The sequence below is a fragment of the Neorhizobium sp. P1_A6 genome (genome assembly GCF_056406795.1).
Window position 1 is genome coordinate 424,894 of the sequence record NZ_JBFTZM010000004.1, and the last position, 14,371, is coordinate 439,264.

Genomic DNA, 14,371 nt, shown 5'->3' on the forward strand with positions numbered 1-14,371 from the left:
GGCCTCTCCTGACGATGCAATCCTATCGGGAGAACATGCCGGCTATATCGCACCGCAACCGGAAAATTTCAAGCAACCGGATGGTGAACGGTGGATCAATTGGCGTCCAGTAAAAGGCAATCGCGACCGTTTGCGCGGATGATCGCGGCGGCCTCCTTGTCGAAGGTCGCGAACGTATCGCCGCCGAGCTTGCGCCCCTCGAATTCGATCACGCCATCGGCGAAATCGCCGCCTTCCGCAAAGAACGCCAGTCCCGCCTCGACTGCCTCTTCGTTGCAGATAACGTTACCGGCGTTGGTAAGTCTGAGAACCGAGGAGACAATTATCTCCCTTCGGAGCTTATAGCTTCGCGACATCACCCATACGAACTCGCAAAACGCATAAAGCGGAATTACGATCTGGTCAGCCTCGGCGAGATATTTTTGAGCGATGCGTGACTGTCTGGAATCATCGTCCAAGGACGCGCGCAGCAGTATGTTGGTGTCAAAGATGATCACTTTTCACCTGCCCAGGCCTTTTCGATCTCCTCCTTGATCTCGTCCAGAGTCAGGTGGATATTGTGCTCGTTCTTGAGGCTGCCGAAAAAATCTTCGATTTTTCCTGCCTTCTTCTTCACGGGCCTCAATTCCAGCGTGCCATCCRCACGCTGACTGACGTCGAGATGATCTCCCGGCTTGATGCCCAGACGATCGAGAACATCTTTCTTCAAGGTGATCTGCCGTTTTGCGGTAACTTTGAGCCTTGTCATTCGCTGTCTCCTCGCTTGAAAGTAAGGCACATTTACCTTACTTTCAAGCCGGCGCGTCAGCCAAGCCTTGACCGCCCGGGCACTTTCCCCCATAGCCACAGCAACGAAATTTCTTCAGATACAGGGTCCGGACCCATGGGTTTCAAATGCGGTATCGTGGGCCTGCCGAATGTCGGCAAGTCTACTCTCTTCAATGCACTCACCAAGACGGCTGCCGCCCAGGCGGCCAACTATCCGTTCTGCACGATCGAACCGAATACCGGCGAAGTGGCCGTGCCCGATCCGCGCATGCAGAAGCTGGCCGCGGTCGCCGGCTCCAAGGAAATCATCCCCACCCGCATCTCCTTCGTGGATATCGCCGGCCTCGTGCGCGGCGCCTCGAAGGGTGAAGGCCTCGGCAACAAGTTCCTCGCCAATATCCGCGAAGTCGATGCGGTGGTGCATGTGCTGCGCTGCTTCGAGGACGACGATATCACCCATGTCGAAGGCCGCATCAATCCGGTCGGCGACGCCGACACGATCGAGACCGAGCTGATGCTCGCCGACCTCGAAAGCCTGGAGCGCCGTGTCGAGCAGACCCGCAAGCGCGCCGCCAGCAAGGACAAGGATTCCGTAGCGCAGCTGCCGGTCATGGATGCCGTCATCAAGCTCCTGAACGACGGCAAGCCGGCACGTCTGCTCCTGAAGACGCTGGCGCCCGAAGAGATCGAAATCCTGAAGGACCTCAACCTTCTGACCTCGCACCCGGTTCTTTATGTCTGCAACGTCGCGGAAGCCGATGCCTCGACCGGCAACGAGCACACAAAAGCCGTCGCCGCCATGGCCAAGGAACAAGGCGCCGAATGCGTGATCATCTCGGCCGCGATCGAGTCCGAAGTGGCCCAGCTTCCCGAGGAAGAGTCCAAGGAATTCCTGTCGGCCCTCGGGCTTGAGGAAGCCGGTCTCGACCGGTTGATCCGCGCCGGTTACCACCTCCTCGACCTGATCACCTATTTCACCGTCGGCCCGAAGGAAACCCGCGCCTGGACGATCGTGCGCGGCACCAAGGCACCAGCTGCCGCCGGCGTCATCCATACCGATTTCGAGCGCGGCTTCATCCGTGCCTTCACCATCGCCTATGACGACTACATCGCCTTCAAGGGCGAAGTCGGCGCCAAGGAAGCCGGCAAGGGCCGCGACGAAGGCAAGGAATATGTCGTCCAGGACGGCGACGTGATCCACTTCCGCTTCAACACCTGAGACCGTGGGCGGGAGGGCCACATGACGGAAGCCGCCTATTATTTCGAGGACTTTACGGTGGGGAGGGTTTTCCCGCTCGCATCCAAGCTGGTAACGGCTGACGAGATCGTCGAATTCGCCGCGGAGTTCGATCCGCAGCCCATGCATATCGACGAAGCCGCCGGCAAAGCGAGCATACTCGGCGGTTTGTCTGCGTCGGGCTGGCATACGGCGAGCATGTTCATGCGGATGATGTACGACGGCTGGCTGTCAAGCTCGTCGTCGGAGGGTTCACCCGGCATCGAGTTCATGGAATGGAAACGGCCGGTTCTGGCCGGCGACACGCTGTCGGGCCGCTCGACCGTGCTCGAATCCCGCACCCTTCGCTCCCGCCCGGGCATCGGCATGGTGAAATTCCTGCACGAGGTGGAGAACCAGCGCGGCGAGATCGTCATGCGCGGCGAGAACCCGATCATGATGCGGCTGCGCGACGCCAGGGAGGACGCTGCATGAGGCTGATCGAGCTTTCTCCGCCCGGCCAAAAAATCATCACCGGCACGCTTCTCTTCACCGCCGAGGACATTGTCCGCTACGCCCGTAAGTTCGATCCGCAGCCATTTCACGTGGATGCCGAAGCGGCGAAGAGCTACGTTTTCGGCGCTCTCTGCGCCTCCGGCTGGCACACCTGCGCCGGCTGGATGAAGACCTATGTCGCCTATTGGAAAGCGGAAGTAGCGCGGCTCGAAAGCGAGGGCCTCACAGCCCCGAAGCTCGGGCCGTCGGCTGGATTCAAGAAGCTGCAATGGCTGAAACCGGTCTATGCCGGCGACAGCATCACCTATTCCGTCGCGCTGACCGAGAGCCGGCCGCTCACCTCGCGCCCCGGCACCTGGATCAACATGACCGTCTGCGATGGCGTTAACCAGCATGGCGACGTGGTCATGTGCTACGAAGGCACGGTGCTGGAATTCGCGTGAGGGATTGAATGCTGGCGCGGTGTCCTTGCGCCCCTCATTCCTGCGCTTGTCACAGGGATGAGGGTGGAGAGAGAGGCGGCTCCTCTCAATGCCCGGCAAATTCCACCAGCGTTCTGACTTCCACACCGAGTTCTTCGAGCTTCCGGCGGCCGCCGAGATCCGGCAGGTCGATGACGAAGCAGGCCGAGACGATTTCTGCCCCAAGCTGGCGCAGTAGCTTTACTGCACCTTCCGCGGTGCCGCCTGTCGCAATCAGGTCGTCGGTGAGGATCACTTTCTCGCCGGCCTTTACCGCATCCACATGGATCTCCATCTCGTCGGTTCCGTATTCGAGGCTGTAGGCCATGCGCACCGTCTGGTGCGGCAGCTTGCCCTTCTTGCGGATCGGCACGAAACCGGCCTTTAGCTGATGCGCCAGCGCGCCGCCGAGGATGAAGCCGCGGGCTTCGATGCCGGCGATCTTGTCGATGCCAAGGCCCGCATAGGGCGCCACCAGCTCATCCACTGCCTGCCTGAAGGCGACGGCATCGCCGAGCAGCGTGGTGATGTCGCGGAAGATGATGCCCGGTTTCGGATAATCCGGGATGGAGCGAATGGCAGCGGAGAGAGCGTTTTTGGAAGACATATGACCCACATGTTTGGCGGCAGGAGGAGGACGAGCCTATCAACGGATGGCTCTCCTCCCAACAAAAAAGGCAGCCCGGAGGCCGCCTTTTTCAGATCACGAGGTGAAAACCTCAGTGTTCCTTGCTGGCATAGACCGACTTCTTGGTCAGGTAGATCAGGCCGGTGAAGATCAGGAGGAAGATCATCACCATGAAGCCGGTGCGCTTGCGCTCTTCGAGGTGCGGCTCGGCGGCCCACATCAGGAAGGCGGCGACATCCTTGGCATACTGGTCGACCGTCTGCGGCGTACCGTCCTCGTAGGTCACCTGGTCGGCGCTGAGCGGCGGCGCCATGGCGAGCGAAGCGGCGGCGGAGAAATACGGATTGTAGTGGCCGCCCGGAGGAACCTGGACGCCCGCCGGCGGCTCCTGGTAACCGGTCAGCAGCGAATGGATATAGTCAGGGCCGCCCTGCTGGTACTGGGTGAACATGTCGAAGATGAACTGCGGGAAACCGCGGGTCACGCCGCGCGCCTTGGCGAGCAGCGACATGTCCGGCGGTGCGGCGCCGTTGTTGGCGGCAGCGGCGGCCTGGGTGTTCGGGAATGGCGACGGAAAGTAGTCGGACGGAACGGCGGTGCGTTCGAACATCTCGCCCTCGTCGTTCGGGCCATCCTGGACCTTGTAGTTGGCCGCGAACGCCTTCACCTGCGCTTCCGAGTAACCGAGACCTTCCAGCGTGCGGAAGGAAACGAGGCGCATCGAATGGCAGGCGGAACAGACTTCCGTGTAGATCTTCAGGCCGCGCTGCAATTGGCCCTTGTCGTAGTGACCGAAAGGACCGGCAAAGCTCCAATCGGTTTCCTTGGGATGGTTGATCGGAAAATGCGGAGTTTCCGAATGTTCTGCGGCCGGGGCCGCAGCGTGATTTTCCTGCGCCACGGCCGAGGCGACGCCCATTCCCGCCAGGAAGGCCAGCGAGACGAGGCTCGTAACAAGCTTTTTCATATTTCTAATCCCTCTCGGTCGCAGGCGTCAGGCGCGGGCTTCGGCGGATTTGCCGTTCTTTTTTTCAAGAACTGCTTCCGTGATGGAGTTCGGAATGCGCCTCGGCGTTTCGAACAGGCCGAGCAGCGGCATGATCACGAGGAAGAAGCCGAAGTAGTAGACCGTGCCGAGCTGCGAGAGCGTCGTGAAGATGCCTTCCGCCGGCTGCGAGCCAAGCCAGCCGAGCATGATGGCATTGGCGACGAACAGCCAGAAGAACACCTGGTACCAGGGACGGTAGACGGCGGAGCGAACCTTCGAGGTGTCGAGCCAGGGCAGGAAGAACAGGATGATGATCGAACCGAACATCACCAGAACGCCGCCGAGCTTGGAGTCGATCGGACCGACATTGAAGGTGATGGCGCGCAGCATTGCGTAGAAGGGCAGATAATACCATTCCGGAACGATGTGAGCCGGCGTCTTCAGGGCGTCAGCCGGAATGTAGTTGTCCGGATGGCCGAGGAAGTTCGGCATGTAGAAGATGAACCATGCGTAGACGATCAGGAACACGGAGACGCCGAGCGCATCCTTCATCGTCGCATAGGGCGTGAAGGCGACGGTATCGGTCTTGGTCTTGACTTCGACGCCGGTCGGATTGGTCTGGCCGGTGACATGCAGCGCCCAGATGTGCAGCACGACGACGCCGGCGATCATGAAGGGCAGCAGGTAGTGCAGCGAGAAGAAGCGGTTCAGCGTCGGCTGATCGACGGCAAAACCGCCGAGCAGGAACTGCTGGATCCATTCGCCGACCAGCGGGAAGGCCGAGAAGAAGCCGGTGATGACGGTCGCGCCCCAGAAGGACATCTGACCCCAGGGCAGGACGTAGCCCATGAAGCCTGTCGCCATCATCAGGAGGTAGATCACCACACCGAGGATCCAGAGGATTTCGCGGGGCGCCTTGTACGAACCGTAATAGAGGCCGCGGGCGATGTGGAGATAGACGGCAACGAAGAAGAACGATGCGCCGTTGGCATGCATGTAACGCAGCAGCCAGCCGTGGTTGACGTCGCGCATGATCTTTTCGACCGAGTCGAAGGCAGCGCCGGTCGACGCCACATAGTGCATGGCGAGCACGACGCCGGTGATGATCTGGACGATCAGCATCACCGCCAGCATGGCGCCGAAGGTATAGGCATAGTTCAGATTGCGCGGAACGGGGTAGGAGATGAAGCTGTCATGGATCATGCGCGGCAGCGGAAGCCGCGAATCGATCCACTTCTCGATGCCGGTCGATGGCTGGTATGTGGAATGACCGCTCATAGGTATTTATCCCCTCACCCGATCTGGATAACTGTATCGGACTTAAAACTGAAAGTCGGAATGGCGAGGTTCTCCGGAGCCGGACCTTTGCGGATACGGCCAGCCGTATCGTAGACCGACCCGTGGCACGGACAGAACCATCCATTGTATTCGCCGGACTGGCCGAGCGGCACGCAGCCGAGATGGGTGCAGGAGCCGATCATCACGATCCAGTTTTCCTTGCCGGCGCCGCCCGAGCGGTCGATGCCGGTCGCCTTCGCATCTGGCGCCAGGTTGGCGTTGCGGGCGACCGGATCCTTGAGCGCGGCCATCGGCACGTCGGCGGCAGCCTTGATTTCTTCCGGGGTGCGGTTGCGGATGAACACCGGCTTGCCGCGCCACTTGACGGTCAGCGACATGCCCGGCTGGAGAGCGGCGACATTGACCTCGATCGAGGCGAGCGCCAGCGTCGAAGCATCCGGACGCATCTGGTCGATGAAGGGCCATGCCACGGAAACAGCGCCGACGGCGCCGGCCATACCGGTCGTCAGGTAAAGGAAATCACGGCGAGTGGGCTCGCCCGGTATTTCGCTATGTGTGTCGTGCTCGCTCACGGCTCAATCATCCTTCTCACGCAATTCGCGGAAACCGCCCTGCCCCCGTCCCGGCGAATCTCGGTTGAACACAATTCGACCATAGATTCCCCAGCAATCCGGCGCGTTCTATGCTTGATCGCAAAATATGTCCAGCCTTGGCAAGGGGCTGCGACCAGTTTGTCGCGGGAAAACCCGAAGGGTTCCGGGGCGGCGTGTCGGGCAGAACACAGGGCCGCCGAACATGGCGCGGCAAGGCCTGCTCGGCCCGGAAAAATCAGGCCTTTTTCAAGAAAATGGCGGAAGATGCGCGCTTCCCGTTAACTCCCTTGCCGCGTGCCGCATTGCAACAAAACCGGCCTCATGTTAGTCCAACCGCACGACAGAAGGCGGCCGTCCCGGACATACCCGAATGAGACAAACACTATCGGTTGCCATCTGCGTCATCGTGTCGCTCGTACTGATGGCGATCGGGACGCGTTACGTACACCCTCACTGGATTTTGGGAACGCTTTACAGCCTGCAGCTGCACGCGGCGGCGGTCTGCGTGGCGGCCGTGGCCGTTGCGCTGCTCATCAAGCGCCACTTCGTCGTTTGGCTGCTGTTCGCAGTCTCGCTGCTCTTCGCCGGCCACGCCGTGCTGATGAGCCGCGGTTTCGCGGCCCCGATGACGTCGGCGGATGCCAATGCGCCGACCTTCAAGCTGATGTCCTTCAACATCCTCAACGACAACTTCGACCAAGCCGAAGACATCGTCGAGACCATCCGATCTTCCGGCGCCGACCTCGTCAACATCATGGAAGCGGCACCGCTCAGGGTCTATATGAATGAGCTGGCGAAGACCTATCCCTACCGGGTCGGCTGTGGAGCGCTGATCGAAGATTGCGACCAGCTGATGCTTTCCAAGGTGCCGATCGAGGCGCCGATGGTCCAGTCTCTGAGCGATATCTTTCCGGATCGCTTCATCCTCGCGAAAGTGACCGTAGCCGGCCGGCCGATCAATTTCGTCGGCATGCATACGACCAAGCCCTATTTCGACAATTTCCACTCGCTGGAACTCGACCGCGCCGCACTGGCGATCTCGGAAACGAGCGGCCCCCTGCTCCTCTCCGGCGATTTCAATGCATCGAGCCTCGCGCCCAACATGCGCCGGTTCCTGAACAATACCGATCTGGCCACCGCCCCATTCGAACCGGCCACCTGGCCGATCCGGGCGGGCGTGTTCGGCCTGCCGATCGACCACGTCTATGCGCGGGCGCCACTCAAGATAAAGTCCCTGACCCGCATTGCCGATGCACACGGCTCAAACCACTACGGACTGATCGCCGAGATCGCCATCACCGGACAGTGAGCCTGTTACTGGGCAGCATCCGCCACGAGGAAGCCGCCGGATTGCCGCGCCCAGAGCTCCGAATAGAGTCCTCGCCGCGCAATCAGTTCGTTGTGCGTGCCGTCCTCGATGATCCGGCCGTTATCCATGACGATCAGGCGGTCAAGGGCTGCGATGGTCGAAAGCCGGTGGGCGATGGCAAGCACGGTCTTGCCCTGCATCAGCCGCTCCAGGTTCGACTGGATCGCCGCTTCGACCTCCGAATCAAGCGCCGAGGTCGCCTCGTCGAGCACCAGGATCGGCGCATCCTTGATCATCACCCGGGCGATCGCGACACGCTGGCGCTGGCCGCCGGAAAGCTTGACGCCGCGTTCGCCCACATGCGCGTCAAACCCCTTGCGGCCGCGCTGGTCTTCGAGGGCCGCGATGAACATGTCGGCTTCAGCCTTGCGCGCCGCCTCGACAAGCTGTGCCTCGGTCGCATCCGGCCGGCCGAACAGGATATTGTCGCGGATCGACCGGTGCAGTAGCGAGGTATCCTGGGTCACCATGCCGATCTGGCCCCGCAATGATTCCTGCGTCGCCTTGGCGATATCCTGCCCATCGATCAGGATCCGGCCGCCTTCGAGATCGTAAAACCGCAGGAGCAGGTTGACGAGTGTCGACTTGCCGGCGCCGGAGCGCCCGACGATGCCGAGCTTCTCGCCCGGCCGGATGGTGAGCGACAGGTTGTCGATGACGCCCTTCGCCTTGCCATAATGGAAGCTGACATTCTCGAAACGGATTTCCGGGCGTTTTACCACCAGCTGCGTTGCATCCGGCGCATCCACCAGCCCGATCGGCTGCGAGATCAGCTCGGCCGAATTCTGGATCGTGCCGATATTGCGCATGATACCGTTGAGCTGCGTCATCAGCCGGCCGAGCAGGAAATTCAGCCGCAGCATCAGCGCCATGGTGAAGGCGACCGCACCCGATGAGATCAGGCCGGAGAGCCAGAGATGCACGCTCATCGCCGCCATGGTGACGATCATCGTGCCGGAGAGGAAGGCCATCGAGGCGCGCACGCTGGTGAGCAGCCGGGTGAACGCGATAATCGTGGCCTGGAAGCTCTCGAAACCGGAGAGCATGTAGCGGTCGTTGGCCTCGTCGCGGCCGAACAGCCGAAGCGTCTGGATGTTCGAATAGGCATCGACCATGCGGCCGCTGATCATCGACCCGGCCTCCGCCGAGGCCTTGGAGTGCTCGCGGATGCGCGGCACGTAATGGCGAGCGAGCAGCGCGAAGATCGCAAGCCATGCGACGACGACCACGGCGAGCCGCCAGTCGAGCCCTGCGACCAGCGCGATGGTCGAAACGGAATAGATGCCGACGAACCAGACGCTTTCCATGAAGGCGGTCAGGACGTCGCCGGTAGCCTGCCCGGCCGACCAGACTTTCGTGACGATACGGCCGGAGAAATCGTTCTGGAAGAAGGAAAGCGACTGGCGCGACACATGGATGTACGACTGCCAGCGCACCAGATTGTAGAAACCGGGCGTGATGATCTGCTGGTCGACCAGCGCCGTCATCAGCCCGATCAGGAAGCGGCCGATGCCGACCACCAGCGCCATGACCACCAGTTCGGTGCCATGGTTGGCCAAAAGCCCCGACCATCCGTCGGCGGGCTTCGTCGTGTCGAGGATATCGACCAGCCGGCCGACATACCAGAACATCGCCGCCTCGACGCCGGCGGCAAGACCGCCAAGCACCAGCATGGCGAAAAAGGGAAGCTTGGCCTGGCTGACATAGAACCAGACGAAGCCGATCAGGCCCACAGGCGGCTTCAGGTCGTCCCGCCTCGCAAACGGCTTGATAAAGCTTTCGAAGATGCGGAAGACCGGTTTCAACATGGACCGGATATAGGCGGATTCTGATCGCCGGCAAAGCGAAAGCGGCCTGGCCGCGGCTTACATTTTCTTAATGTGGAAGGCCTACCGGGCGGACCTTCGCGCCCATTGGACATAATCAGAATCAATCATTATGATTTGTCCCAAAGGAGTTCCTATGGAAACCCGCGTTCTGACGACACATGTGCCGGTTCAACTGGCTGAGAAAGTGGACGAACTGGCAACCCGCCTGGAACGTTCAAGGGGCTGGATCGTCAAGCAGGCACTCGCCAGCTGGATCGAGCTCGAAGAGGAGCGGCGGCGGCTGACGCTGGAGGCAATGGCGGACGTCGATGCGGGAAACGTGGTCGATCAGGAAGAGGTCGAAAAGTGGGTTGCCAGCCTGGGTGCTGACAAGCCCCTGCCCCGTCCCCGTTAATGGAACTGAAGTGGTCGTCAAAAGCGGTGTCCGATCTCAACCGCGTTCATGATTTTCTGGCTGCGGTGAACGCACCCGCGGCGACGCGCACGGCTCAAAACCTGGCTGCAACACCCAAGAAACTCATCCAGAATCCGCGGCTTGGTGAAAGGCTGGATGAGTTTGCACCGCGTGAAATTCGACGCCTTTTGATCGGTGATTACGAGTTGCGATACGAGATACAGGGCGAGACGATTTTTCTTCTTCGTATCTGGCACACCCGCGAAAACCGAATCTGAATTCTGCGGAAGCATGCCCTAGAATACCACCTCAGAGCGAGAAAGGGGGCGACGGCGGAGATTACTCCGCCGCCTCTTCCTCGATCACGTCGTCATGGCCGATGAAGCCGCCGGACTGGCGGTTCCAGAGGTCGGCATAGATGCCGCCGCTCCGGGCGAGCTCGCGATGGGTGCCGGCCTCGACGATCCGGCCGCGATCGAGCACGATCAGCCGGTCCATTTCGGTGAGCGTCGACAGGCGGTGCGCAATCGCGATCACCGTCTTGCCCTCCATCAGCGCGAACAGGTTCTCCTGGATCGCCGCTTCGACTTCCGAGTCGAGCGCCGAGGTCGCCTCGTCGAGCACCAGGATCGGCGCGTCCTTCAGGAAGACGCGGGCGATCGCGATGCGCTGCCGCTGCCCGCCGGAAAGCTTCACGCCGCGTTCGCCCACATGCGCGTCGAGACCCTTGCGTCCCTGCATGTCGGCAAGTCCGTCGATGAACTCCCAGGCGTTTGCCCGCCTGGCCGCCTCGATGATGTCCGCATCGGTCGCGTCCGGCTTGCCGTAGGCGATGTTGTCGCGGATCGAGCGGTGCAGCAGCGAGGTATCCTGGGTGACCACGCCGATCAGCGAACGCAGGCTGTCCTGCGTCACGGTCGATATGTCCTGGCCATCGATGGTGATGCGGCCGCCCTCCAGATCGTAGAAGCGCAACAGCAGGTTCATCAGCGTCGTCTTGCCGGCGCCGGAGCGGCCGACCAGACCGATCTTCTGCCCGGCCGGGATATCGAGCGTCAGGCCTTCGATGACGCCCTTGCCCTTGCCATAGTGGAAGTGGACGTTGTCGTAGCGGATATGGCCTTTTTTCGCCGTCAGCGCCGAAGCGCCATTCCGGTCCACCACGTCATGCGCCTTTGTCATCATCGACATGCCGTCATAGACGGTGCCGATGTTTTCAAAGAGCGCAGAGACTTCCCACATCACCCATTGCGACATGCCGTTGATACGCATCGCAAGGCCGATGGCGATGGCGATCGCCCCGATCGAGATGACGCCATCGAGCCAGAACCAGATCGACAACGCGCCGACGGTAAACAGCGCCACGCAGTTGTAGAAATAGACCAGCGCCTGGAAACCCGTCACCTTGCGCATCTGCGCATGGACGGTTTTCAGGAAGATATCCATCGCGTCCTGCGCATAGGCCTCTTCCCTCCCCGCATGCGAGAAAAGCTTCACAGTGGCGATGTTCGTATAGCTGTCCACCACGCGACCGGTCATCATCGAACGCGCGTCCGCCTGTTCAGCGGAGATCTTCCGAAGCCGCGGCACATAATAGGCGACTGTCATCGAGTAGCAGACGATCCAGAGGACGAGCGGCACCGCAAGGCGCAGTTCCGCCGCCGCGACGATCGCGATCATCGAGATGAAATAGGTGAAGACGTAGACGAACACGTCGAGCACCTTCATCACCGTTTCGCGGATGGCGAGCGAGGTCTGCATCACCTTGGTCGAGACGCGGCCGGCAAACTCGTTGGCGAAGAACGTCATCGAGTGCCTGAGCAGGAACCGATGCATCTGCCAGCGGGCGATCATCGGGAAATTACCCATCAGGATCTGATGCATGATCAGCGAATTGAGCGTCGCGACCGCCGGCAATCCGATCAGCACCACGAAGGCCATGAAGAACAGTTTCGGCCCCTCGCTTTGAAGGAAGGTCGCCCGATCGGCATTTGACAGCCAGTCGACGATATCGCCGAGGAACTGGAACAGCGCCACTTCGCCGACCGCGATCAGCATCGTGCAGGTCGACATGATGACGACCCACGGCCAGACCGGCTTGGTATAGTGCCACAGGAAGGCCGCAAGGCCGGCGGGCGGCAATGAGGGCGCTTCGTCCGGATAAGGATCAACACGCCGTTCGAACCACGAGAACATGAAAATAGCTCCGCAAGTCGGATTTGCCGTCCCCTTTGCCGCGCATGGTGCGAGCCAAGGGCCTGACGGCGAAAATTCAGTATGGCGCGGCCGCATGCCGGCCGCGTAACGGATCAGAGAGGGAAAGGTTTGCGTGAAACCGCGAAACGCCTAGGCCAGAAAAATGGAAATCCGGCAGCGGAGGCGCGTGAGCACGGTCATATCCATGTGGGCCTCCTTGTGTTGGCGTTGAGTTACGCTCGCCTTTTAGCCGCTCGCGCAGGAATTGAAAAGGGCAAATCGATGCCGGCCACTCATCCCGGAATTTCCTGTTGCGAGATCGTCACAGCCCTGCCTTGCACCGAATGGGGCTTGAGATCAGGCACCGGCTTCGCTTAAGGACGATATATGAGCGACATCTTCCCTGGCCTTCGCATCGCCCTTTACCAGCCGGATATTCCCGGCAATACCGGTACGATCCTCCGGCTCGCCGCCTGTCTTGGCCTGTCGGTCGATATCATCGAGCCGGCTGGTTTCGACATTTCCGACCGGAACCTGAAGCGCTCCGGCATGGACTATTTGGAGAACGTCACGCTCGCCCGGCACGTCAACTGGCAGCGCTTCGACGAATGGCGCAAGGCGAACGGCCGGCGTGTCGTGCTCGCTTCCACCAAGGCCGCCCTGCCTTATACCCGCTTCGAATTCCGGCCGGACGACATCCTCTTCTTCGGCCGCGAAAGCGCCGGCGTGCCGGACAACGTGCATGAGGCAGCCGACGCCCGCATCCTCATCCCCATGGTCGAAGGCCAGCGCTCCATCAACGTCGCCATGTCGGCGGCGATGATATCAGGCGAGGCGCTGCGACAGACGGGTTTTCCTTCTTCATTGACCTAGGCTCCGGTTTTCTTTCAGGAAGCCTATGCTATAGAACCTCAAGTAATATTGAGGTCAACAGCAATGATGAAGAAAAATCCGGGCACCAGGCTGGAGCTGGAACTGACGGTCGGCGAAGTGGCGACACGCAGCGGCGTGGCGGTCTCGACCCTGCATTTCTACGAGACCAAAGGACTGATCCAGAGCCGCCGCAACCGTGGCAACCAGCGCCGTTATCCACGCGTCGTGCTGCGCCGGGTCGCCGTCATCAAGGTGGCCCAGAAGACCGGCATACCGCTTGCCGATATCGCCGAAGCGCTCTCTGTCCTGCCGCACGACCGGCCGCTGACGGCAAAGGACTGGCAGCGTCTATCGGAAACCTGGAAACGCCAGCTCGACGACAGGATCGCCAGCCTCACGGCGCTCCGCGACCACCTGACCGGCTGCATCGGCTGCGGCTGCCTGTCGATGGAGGACTGCCCGCTCAGGAACCCGCTCGACATGCTCGGCGAAAAGGGTGCGGGACCGATTTTGCTGGAGGCGGAAGAAGAGAATCTCGATTGATTGCACGGATAGGTTTAGTCTAAATTGATTGCGAAAATGCACTCCATAGAGTACAGTTCGGATGTTCACGATTTACTCGACCAAAGTCTTTGATGACTGGCTAGACGACCTCCGAGACAGGCGTGCCGCAATCAGAATCTTCGGTCGAATCGCCCGCGCTGAAGAAGGCAATCTTGGTGACATCAAATCCGTCGGCGAAGGCATCAGCGAGATGCGGATCCATTATGGTCCCGGATATCGCATCTACTTCAGCCGAGGAGGTGACATCGTTGTCCTGCTACTTTGCGGTGGCGACAAAAGCAGCCAGGTCAAGGACATTGCCGAAGCGAAACGCCTTGCCAAGGAATGGAAGGAATAGCCAATGGCTTTGGAAGTGCGCCGGTTCGATATCGCCGAACATTTGAACAGTGATGGGGATATCGAGGAATTCATGGTCGCCGCATTCGAAGACGGCGACCCCGCCTTCATCGCCAAATGCCTAGGGATCGTCGCAAGAGCCCAGAACATGAGCAAGCTTGCCCGCGATGTCGGCATGAGCCGTGCCGCTCTTTACAAGGCCCTAAGCGGTGAAGGAAATCCGGAATTCGCGACGATTCTGAAGGTGATGAAAGCCCTCGGCCTCGAACTCACGCCGGTTCTCGCCAAGGCTGAGAATGCCGCTTGAGTCTTCGGTACCAGCAGCCTCCGTCTCCGTTTAG

At 60.7% G+C, this 14,371-nt stretch carries 18 protein-coding genes; 10 read left to right on the forward strand and 8 right to left on the reverse strand.

What is annotated here, in order from left to right:
• Positions 1-95: 95 nt before the first annotated feature.
• Both AC1D3C_RS11490 and AC1D3C_RS11495 read right to left on the reverse strand, forming a co-directional pair.
• The gene (locus AC1D3C_RS11490) at positions 96-497 is read right to left on the reverse strand and encodes a type II toxin-antitoxin system VapC family toxin (RefSeq protein WP_477482955.1); all 402 of its coding nucleotides are present in this window, start codon (positions 495-497) and stop codon (positions 96-98) included.
• A complete protein-coding gene (locus AC1D3C_RS11495) occupies positions 494-748 on the reverse strand; it encodes an AbrB/MazE/SpoVT family DNA-binding domain-containing protein (RefSeq protein ID WP_477482956.1) in 255 nt (84 codons plus the stop codon). Before AC1D3C_RS11495 ends, AC1D3C_RS11490 begins: the two co-directional genes overlap by 4 nt.
• A gap of 135 nt (positions 749-883) precedes the next feature.
• On the opposite strand from AC1D3C_RS11495, the gene ychF reads away from it, so the two are divergent.
• The 3 genes from ychF to AC1D3C_RS11510 are packed head-to-tail and all read left to right on the forward strand — an operon-like array spanning position 884 to position 2,943.
• On the forward strand, positions 884-1,987 hold the full coding sequence (ychF, locus tag AC1D3C_RS11500) for a redox-regulated ATPase YchF (protein WP_038544226.1): 1,104 nt from the start codon (positions 884-886) through the stop codon (positions 1,985-1,987).
• Between the two features lie 21 nt (positions 1,988-2,008).
• Positions 2,009-2,479 (forward strand): MaoC family dehydratase, encoded by a 471-nt coding sequence (locus tag AC1D3C_RS11505; protein ID WP_477482957.1) that lies wholly within the window; start codon positions 2,009-2,011, stop codon positions 2,477-2,479.
• Positions 2,476-2,943, forward strand: a complete 468-nt coding sequence (locus tag AC1D3C_RS11510) for a MaoC family dehydratase (RefSeq protein WP_477482958.1) — start codon at positions 2,476-2,478, stop codon at positions 2,941-2,943. Before AC1D3C_RS11505 ends, AC1D3C_RS11510 begins: the two co-directional genes overlap by 4 nt.
• Positions 2,944-3,028: 85 nt before the next feature.
• Here AC1D3C_RS11510 and AC1D3C_RS11515 read toward each other — a convergent pair whose 3' ends face one another.
• From AC1D3C_RS11515 to petA, 4 genes are all read right to left on the reverse strand, one after another.
• Positions 3,029-3,568, reverse strand: coding sequence for an adenine phosphoribosyltransferase (locus AC1D3C_RS11515; protein ID WP_477482959.1), 540 nt, complete (start codon positions 3,566-3,568; stop codon positions 3,029-3,031).
• Positions 3,569-3,680: 112 nt separating this feature from the next.
• Positions 3,681-4,556: a cytochrome c1 gene (locus AC1D3C_RS11520; RefSeq protein ID WP_247036622.1), complete on the reverse strand. Its 876-nt coding sequence runs from the start codon at positions 4,554-4,556 to the stop codon at positions 3,681-3,683.
• A gap of 27 nt (positions 4,557-4,583) precedes the next feature.
• Positions 4,584-5,855 carry a cytochrome b gene (locus tag AC1D3C_RS11525; protein WP_038544238.1) on the reverse strand — a complete coding sequence of 424 codons (1,272 nt, stop codon included), beginning with the start codon at positions 5,853-5,855 and terminating at the stop codon, positions 4,584-4,586.
• 14 nt (positions 5,856-5,869) lie between these two features.
• Complete coding sequence (gene petA / locus AC1D3C_RS11530) at positions 5,870-6,448, reverse strand: ubiquinol-cytochrome c reductase iron-sulfur subunit (RefSeq protein WP_038544239.1); 579 nt, start codon at positions 6,446-6,448, stop codon at positions 5,870-5,872.
• Positions 6,449-6,839: 391 nt separating this feature from the next.
• Between petA and AC1D3C_RS11535 the strand changes: the two genes are divergently transcribed.
• The gene (locus tag AC1D3C_RS11535) at positions 6,840-7,778 is read left to right on the forward strand and encodes an endonuclease/exonuclease/phosphatase family protein (RefSeq protein ID WP_477482960.1); all 939 of its coding nucleotides are present in this window, start codon (positions 6,840-6,842) and stop codon (positions 7,776-7,778) included.
• A gap of 5 nt (positions 7,779-7,783) precedes the next feature.
• Here AC1D3C_RS11535 and AC1D3C_RS11540 read toward each other — a convergent pair whose 3' ends face one another.
• Positions 7,784-9,646 (reverse strand): ABC transporter ATP-binding protein, encoded by a 1,863-nt coding sequence (locus AC1D3C_RS11540; RefSeq protein WP_477482961.1) that lies wholly within the window; start codon positions 9,644-9,646, stop codon positions 7,784-7,786.
• 154 nt (positions 9,647-9,800) lie between these two features.
• Here AC1D3C_RS11540 and AC1D3C_RS11545 point away from each other — a divergent pair, with 154 nt between their 5' ends.
• Entirely contained in the window at positions 9,801-10,061 is a 261-nt protein-coding gene (locus AC1D3C_RS11545) for a CopG family ribbon-helix-helix protein (RefSeq protein WP_477482962.1), read from the forward strand.
• Positions 10,061-10,339 (forward strand): type II toxin-antitoxin system RelE/ParE family toxin, encoded by a 279-nt coding sequence (locus AC1D3C_RS11550; RefSeq protein ID WP_477482963.1) that lies wholly within the window; start codon positions 10,061-10,063, stop codon positions 10,337-10,339. The genes AC1D3C_RS11545 and AC1D3C_RS11550 overlap by 1 nt, the downstream gene beginning before the upstream one ends.
• 61 nt (positions 10,340-10,400) lie before the next feature.
• Here the strand turns inward: AC1D3C_RS11550 and AC1D3C_RS11555 are convergent, their stop codons facing one another.
• A complete protein-coding gene (locus AC1D3C_RS11555) occupies positions 10,401-12,257 on the reverse strand; it encodes an ABC transporter ATP-binding protein (RefSeq protein ID WP_477482964.1) in 1,857 nt (618 codons plus the stop codon).
• Positions 12,258-12,644: 387 nt separating this feature from the next.
• On the opposite strand from AC1D3C_RS11555, the gene AC1D3C_RS11560 reads away from it, so the two are divergent.
• From AC1D3C_RS11560 to AC1D3C_RS11575, 4 genes are all read left to right on the forward strand, one after another.
• Positions 12,645-13,130: a tRNA (cytidine(34)-2'-O)-methyltransferase gene (locus AC1D3C_RS11560; RefSeq protein ID WP_477482965.1), complete on the forward strand. Its 486-nt coding sequence runs from the start codon at positions 12,645-12,647 to the stop codon at positions 13,128-13,130.
• Between the two features lie 66 nt (positions 13,131-13,196).
• Positions 13,197-13,673, forward strand: a complete 477-nt coding sequence (soxR, locus tag AC1D3C_RS11565) for a redox-sensitive transcriptional activator SoxR (RefSeq protein ID WP_477483019.1) — start codon at positions 13,197-13,199, stop codon at positions 13,671-13,673.
• Positions 13,674-13,734: 61 nt separating this feature from the next.
• Positions 13,735-14,031, forward strand: a complete 297-nt coding sequence (locus AC1D3C_RS11570; RefSeq protein ID WP_436110240.1) for a type II toxin-antitoxin system RelE/ParE family toxin — start codon at positions 13,735-13,737, stop codon at positions 14,029-14,031.
• Between the two features lie 3 nt (positions 14,032-14,034).
• On the forward strand, positions 14,035-14,337 hold the full coding sequence (locus tag AC1D3C_RS11575; RefSeq protein WP_436110241.1) for an addiction module antidote protein: 303 nt from the start codon (positions 14,035-14,037) through the stop codon (positions 14,335-14,337).
• Positions 14,338-14,371: the final 34 nt, after the last annotated feature.

What these genes read in the sequence shown, in the direction of transcription:
- ychF (WP_038544226.1), top strand. Translation starts at nt 884, where the DNA reads ATGGGTTTCAAATGCGGTATCGTGGGCCTGCCGAATGTCGGCAAGTCT.
- AC1D3C_RS11505 (WP_477482957.1), top strand. Translation starts at nt 2,009, where the DNA reads ATGACGGAAGCCGCCTATTATTTCGAGGACTTTACGGTGGGGAGGGTT.
- AC1D3C_RS11510 (WP_477482958.1), top strand. Translation starts at nt 2,476, where the DNA reads ATGAGGCTGATCGAGCTTTCTCCGCCCGGCCAAAAAATCATCACCGGC.
- AC1D3C_RS11515 (WP_477482959.1), bottom strand. Translation starts at nt 3,568, where the DNA reads ATGTCTTCCAAAAACGCTCTCTCCGCTGCCATTCGCTCCATCCCGGAT.
- AC1D3C_RS11520 (WP_247036622.1), bottom strand. Translation starts at nt 4,556, where the DNA reads ATGAAAAAGCTTGTTACGAGCCTCGTCTCGCTGGCCTTCCTGGCGGGA.
- AC1D3C_RS11525 (WP_038544238.1), bottom strand. Translation starts at nt 5,855, where the DNA reads ATGAGCGGTCATTCCACATACCAGCCATCGACCGGCATCGAGAAGTGG.
- AC1D3C_RS11535 (WP_477482960.1), top strand. Translation starts at nt 6,840, where the DNA reads ATGAGACAAACACTATCGGTTGCCATCTGCGTCATCGTGTCGCTCGTA.
- AC1D3C_RS11540 (WP_477482961.1), bottom strand. Translation starts at nt 9,646, where the DNA reads ATGTTGAAACCGGTCTTCCGCATCTTCGAAAGCTTTATCAAGCCGTTT.
- AC1D3C_RS11545 (WP_477482962.1), top strand. Translation starts at nt 9,801, where the DNA reads ATGGAAACCCGCGTTCTGACGACACATGTGCCGGTTCAACTGGCTGAG.
- AC1D3C_RS11550 (WP_477482963.1), top strand. Translation starts at nt 10,061, where the DNA reads ATGGAACTGAAGTGGTCGTCAAAAGCGGTGTCCGATCTCAACCGCGTT.
- AC1D3C_RS11555 (WP_477482964.1), bottom strand. Translation starts at nt 12,257, where the DNA reads ATGTTCTCGTGGTTCGAACGGCGTGTTGATCCTTATCCGGACGAAGCG.
- AC1D3C_RS11560 (WP_477482965.1), top strand. Translation starts at nt 12,645, where the DNA reads ATGAGCGACATCTTCCCTGGCCTTCGCATCGCCCTTTACCAGCCGGAT.
- soxR (WP_477483019.1), top strand. Translation starts at nt 13,197, where the DNA reads ATGAAGAAAAATCCGGGCACCAGGCTGGAGCTGGAACTGACGGTCGGC.
- AC1D3C_RS11570 (WP_436110240.1), top strand. Translation starts at nt 13,735, where the DNA reads ATGTTCACGATTTACTCGACCAAAGTCTTTGATGACTGGCTAGACGAC.
- AC1D3C_RS11575 (WP_436110241.1), top strand. Translation starts at nt 14,035, where the DNA reads ATGGCTTTGGAAGTGCGCCGGTTCGATATCGCCGAACATTTGAACAGT.